We start from the raw sequence: 4855 nt of genomic DNA on the forward strand, positions 1-4855 counted from the left end.
CCCTCGCGCACCACCACGTGGCAGGTGGTGCAGGCGCAGGATTTTTCACAGGCGTGCTCGATCCGGATACCGGCGTTGAGCGCCGCGTCACAAATACTGATGCCCGGCTCCACTTCGATGGTTTTGCCCTCGGCGCATATCTGCGGATGTGGAAGAAAAGTCAAACGCGTCATGGGGTGGGCTTGTCCCCGGACGTGCTGAATTCCTCGAGCTTGTGACCGGTGAGGGCGCGACGAATGTTGGCGTCCATGCGACGCGCGGCAAACGTCTGGGTCGCGCTGTCGAGCGCCTTGATCGCCTGCTTGATGCGGGCGGCGTCCTTCGCTTCGCGCGCGGCTATCAGGCCATCGAGATGGCGGTCGATTTCTGCGCGTTCTTTCGCATCAAGTAACGCACCATCGGCGGCGAGCGCCCTCTGGACAGCCTCGATCAGACGCTCGGCGTCGACCTGCCGTTCACGCAGCTGACGCGCCTCCTCGTCTTCGCGAGCGTGGGTAATGGAATCGCGCAGCATGTGTTCAATCTCATTGTCCGTCAGGCCGTAAGACGGCTTGACGACCACGCTGCTCTCCACGCCTGTCGTCAGCTCTTTGGCCGACACGCCGAGCAACCCGTCGGCGTCAATCTGGAACGATACGCGTATGCGCGCCGCTCCCGCCACCATCGGCGGGATACCGCGTAGTTCGAATCGCGCCAGCGAACGGCAATCGGACACGAGTTCGCGTTCGCCTTGCACGACATGAATCAGCAATGCCGTCTGACCGTCCTTGAACGTGGTGAAGTCCTGGGCCTTGGCCGCGGGGATTGTGGTGTTGCGCGGGATGATCTTCTCCACCATGCCACCCATGATTTCCAACCCCAGGGAAAGCGGAATCACGTCGAGCAGCAGCATCTCCTCGTCGCGCTTGTTGCCGATCAGGATATCGGCCTGCAAGGCCGCGCCGATCGCCACCACCTTGTCCGGATCGATATCGGCCAGCGGCTCGCGCCCGAAGAACCGCGAAACCTGTTCGCGCACGCGCGGCATACGTGTTGCCCCGCCCACCAGCACCACGCCATCGACCTCGTTGACGCGGATACCGGCATCGCGCAACACACGTTTGCAAGGTGGAAGCGTGCGGTCAATCAGCGGATCAATCAGCGTATTCAAGTGTGCGCGCGTGAGTACGCCCTCCCAGATACCGTCGTTGTCGCGCTGGATGCGCAGCGTCGCTCGCTCGGCGCCGGTCAACATTTCCTTGGTGGCGCGCGCATCGCGCAGTAAGCGGCGCATCTGCCGATGATCAGCGTTGTCTCTGATGCCGGCCTCGCGCATGATCCATTCGGCTATCGCATGGTCCATGTCGTCTCCGCCCAGCGCCGAATCGCCCGCGGTCGCCATCACCTCGAATACTCCGCGGTTGAGCCGCAGCAGAGAAATATCGAAGGTTCCGCCGCCAAGATCGTATATCGCGTATATGCCCCGTGGATTCTTGTCGAGACCGTAGGCCACTGCGGCCGCCGTGGGTTCGCTGAGCAGGCGCAAGACATTGAGACCGGCAAGACGCGCCGCGTCCTTGGTCGCCTGACGCTGAGCATCGTCGAAATACGCCGGCACGGTGATGACAGCGTCGCTGAGCTCCATGCCGAGGGATTGCGTGGCGCGGGTTTTGAGCGCCTTCAGGATCTCGGCCGAGACCGCGACCGGACTCTGGTCGCCAGCGACGGTGCGGATGCGTGGCATCGCCGAATCCCCATGGGAAAATTCATAGGGAAGTGATTGACCGAGCTTGCGCACATCCTCGATGCCGCGCCCCATCAGGCGCTTCACCGACGCAATGGTATTGAGCGGATCCTCGTGCGCCACGGCAATGGCATCGTGGCCGACGACGGGTACGTCTTTCGCCCGGTAACGCACGACCGATGGAAGCAAGTGACGTCCCTGCCCGTCCGGCAAGGTTTCCGCCACGCCGCTGCGGACGCAGGCGACAAGCGAGTTGGTGGTGCCGAGATCGATGCCGACCGCGTAACGGCGTTCATGCGGAGCCGGTGTTTGTCCCGGTTCGCTGATCTGAAACAGTGCCATCGTAATTTATTCGATTATTAAACCGCCAAGACGCCAAGATCGCCAAGAAAACAAAAAAATTTGATCCAGAAACTTGGCGTTCTTGGCGGTTAAAAATTCTTTAAATCAACTCTTCCTCGAGATTGTCGATTTCCCGACGCATCTTTTCCAGAAACTGCATTTCCCGCACCGCGTTGCGTGCCTTTCCGGTTCCGTCCGGCGTGTCATCGGCGAATGCGCGTCGAAAATACCCGATCTTGTCCTGCAGCCGCTGCTCGATCCGACTCGCCAGCTCCGCCAGCTGTTTATGCGGGTTAACCGCTTGTCTCACTTCCTCAAGCTCTTCGCGCAACTCCATCTGTTCCAGCAGAAACGCGGGGTCCATCGTCGTGTCGGTTTCATCGCCAATATCGATGCCGCGCAGACTTAAAAGATATCGTCCGCGCCTCACCGGGTCCTTGAGCGTATGGAAACCCTCGTTGACCAGCGCCGTCATTTGCAGCGAAAGACGGCGATCCTGGTCGGAGGCATTGGCAAACTTGTCCGGATGGACGCGCCGCTGCAACTCACGGTAGCGAACGGCCAATTCATCGGTGTCGACATCGAATGTCGCCGGCAGTCCGAACAACTCGAAATGATTTTTGCCCGGAGCGGGATGCATGCCGGCGATGTCGGCGTCTCAGACGTTGAAGCTTTCGCCGCAGCCGCAGCTGTCCTTGACGTTGGGGTTGTTGAACCTGAAACCCTCGTTCAGCCCCTCACGGGTGTAATCGAGTTCGGTGCCGTCGAGATAGATGAAGCTCTTCGCGTCGACGATGACCTTCGCCCCGTGACTTTCGTACACGTGATCATCGGGTTCGATCTTGTCCGCGTACTCGATCACGTAAGCCTTTCCCGAGCAGCCGGACGCCCGCACCCCGACACGCAGACCTTCGCCCTTGCCACGTTTTTCAATGAACTTGCGCACGCGCTCGGCGGCGGCTTGGGTCATGGTAATTGCCATATCTGTCACGTTCTCCGTTTTGCCTGGCCAAAACGACTCAGGCAGCGTCTGCCTTCGAGCCTTTGCCGGTTGCCTTGGTCTGGTAGTCCGCAATCGCCGCCTTGATAGCGTCCTCGGCCAGCACCGAGCAGTGGATTTTAACCGGCGGCAGCGCGAGCTCCTCGGCAATCTGAGTGTTCTTGATCTTGCCCGCTTGCTCGATGGTCTTGCCCTTGACCCACTCGGTCAGCAGCGAGCTCGAGGCGATGGCACTGCCGCAGCCGTAGGTCTTGAACTTGGCATCCTCGATGACGCCCTGCTCGTTGACCTTGATCTGCAATTTCATGACGTCGCCGCAGGCGGGCGCGCCGACCATGCCGGTGCCCACGTTCGGGTCACTCTTGTCCAGCACGCCCACGTTGCGCGGATTCTCGTAATGGTCCAATACCTTATCACTGTATGCCACGGTTGTGTCTCCTGAAAATAGCCAGAATCATTTTCTGATCAATGCGCCGCCCACTGCACCTTGCTGAGGTCAACGCCTTCCTGATGCATCTCCCACAGAGGTGAAAGCTCGCGCAACTTCGCGACTTTTTCCTTCACCAGCATGGCGGCGTAGTCGATTTCTTCCTGGGTGGTGAAACGCCCGATGGTGAAACGAATCGAGCTGTGCGCCAGCTCGTCGTTGCGCCCGAGCGCCCGCAACACGTAGGAAGGCTCCAGGCTGGCCGAGGTGCAGGCCGAGCCCGAGGAAACCGCGATGTCCTTGAGCGCCATGATGAGCGACTCGCCTTCGACAAAGTTAAAACTCATATTGAGATTGTGGGCGACGCGATGCTCCAGGTCGCCGTTGACATAAACCTCGGGCATGCCCTTGAGGGCGTTCAGCAGCCGGTTGCGAAGCCCGCGAATGCGTTCATTTTCGGCAGACATCTCCTCTTTGGCAAGGCGGAATGCTTCGCCCATGCCGACACATTGATGCGTGGCCAGCGTGCCTGAACGCATGCCGCGTTCATGCCCGCCACCGTGCGTTTGAGCCTCCAAGCGCACGCGGGGTTTGCGTCGGACATAGAGTGCACCGACACCCTTGGGTCCGTAGGTCTTGTGCGCCGACAGCGACATCAGGTCCAGATTCATTGCATTCACGTCAATCGGCGTTTTACCCGTACTCTGCGCCGCATCCGAGTGGAACAACACACCGCGTTCGCGCGTAATTTTCCCGATGGCGGCGAGATCCTGAATGACGCCGATCTCATTGTTCACGTGCATGACGGACACGAGAATCGTGTCTGGACGGATCGCGGTCTTGAGTTTCTCCAGATCGAGCAAACCATTGGGCTCGGGATCGAGATAGGTAACCTCAAAGCCATCGCGTTCGAGCTGCCGGCAGGTATCCAGCACCGCTTTGTGCTCGGTCTTGCAGGTGACGATATGTTTGCCTTTCTTGCCGTAGAAATTGGCTACACCCTTGATCGCGAGATTGTCGGATTCGGTCGCGCCCGAGGTCCAGACAATCTCCTTCGGATCGGCGCCGATCAGTGCCGCCACATGTGCACGTGCCTCTTCGACCGCCTCTTCGGCATGCCAGCCAAAGGGGTGCGAGCGCGAAGCGGGATTCCCGAATTCACCGTCAAGTGTCAGGTATTTGCACATCTTCTCCGCCACGCGCGGGTCCACCGGCGTGGTGGCGGAATAATCAAGATAAATCGGTTTTTTCATTTTCCCTTCTCTCCAAATCACGGCTTGCCCGCGCTTTTGAGCCAACGACTCGCCCGGTGACGCGCCGCAGCTGATACAACTGCGCTGCCAGCACCACGACACCCTTGATC

Annotated in this window: 6 protein-coding genes; all 6 read right to left on the reverse strand. The window is 59.8% G+C overall.

Annotation, left to right across the window (positions count from 1 at the left end; genetic code table 11):
* Nucleotides 1–173, reverse strand: a 173-nt coding sequence (locus tag ACC569_RS13840; protein ID WP_372524122.1) for a 2Fe-2S iron-sulfur cluster-binding protein, incomplete at its 3' end; no start/stop codon positions are given.
* Complete coding sequence (gene hscA, locus ACC569_RS13845; protein WP_372524117.1) at nt 170–2065, reverse strand: Fe-S protein assembly chaperone HscA; 1896 nt, start codon at nt 2063–2065, stop codon at nt 170–172. The genes hscA and ACC569_RS13840, both read right to left, overlap by 4 nt.
* Nucleotides 2066–2165: 100 nt before the next feature.
* Nucleotides 2166–2705, reverse strand: a complete 540-nt coding sequence (hscB, locus tag ACC569_RS13850) for a co-chaperone HscB (RefSeq protein ID WP_372524118.1) — start codon at nt 2703–2705, stop codon at nt 2166–2168.
* 18 nt (nt 2706–2723) lie between these two features.
* Nucleotides 2724–3047: an iron-sulfur cluster assembly protein IscA gene (iscA, locus tag ACC569_RS13855; RefSeq protein WP_372524119.1), complete on the reverse strand. Its 324-nt coding sequence runs from the start codon at nt 3045–3047 to the stop codon at nt 2724–2726.
* A gap of 37 nt (nt 3048–3084) precedes the next feature.
* The gene (gene iscU / locus ACC569_RS13860) at nt 3085–3492 is read right to left on the reverse strand and encodes a Fe-S cluster assembly scaffold IscU (protein WP_372524120.1); all 408 of its coding nucleotides are present in this window, start codon (nt 3490–3492) and stop codon (nt 3085–3087) included.
* Between the two features lie 38 nt (nt 3493–3530).
* Nucleotides 3531–4745, reverse strand: a complete 1215-nt coding sequence (locus ACC569_RS13865) for an IscS subfamily cysteine desulfurase (RefSeq protein ID WP_372524121.1) — start codon at nt 4743–4745, stop codon at nt 3531–3533.
* Nucleotides 4746–4855: the final 110 nt, after the last annotated feature.

This window comes from Sulfuricaulis sp. (genome assembly GCF_041499725.1).
Classification (GTDB): Bacteria; Pseudomonadota; Gammaproteobacteria; order Acidiferrobacterales; family Sulfurifustaceae; genus Sulfuricaulis.

What these genes read in the sequence shown, in the direction of transcription:
- hscA (WP_372524117.1), bottom strand. Translation starts at nt 2,065, where the DNA reads ATGGCACTGTTTCAGATCAGCGAACCGGGACAAACACCGGCTCCGCAT.
- hscB (WP_372524118.1), bottom strand. Translation starts at nt 2,705, where the DNA reads ATGCATCCCGCTCCGGGCAAAAATCATTTCGAGTTGTTCGGACTGCCG.
- iscA (WP_372524119.1), bottom strand. Translation starts at nt 3,047, where the DNA reads ATGGCAATTACCATGACCCAAGCCGCCGCCGAGCGCGTGCGCAAGTTC.
- ACC569_RS13865 (WP_372524121.1), bottom strand. Translation starts at nt 4,745, where the DNA reads ATGAAAAAACCGATTTATCTTGATTATTCCGCCACCACGCCGGTGGAC.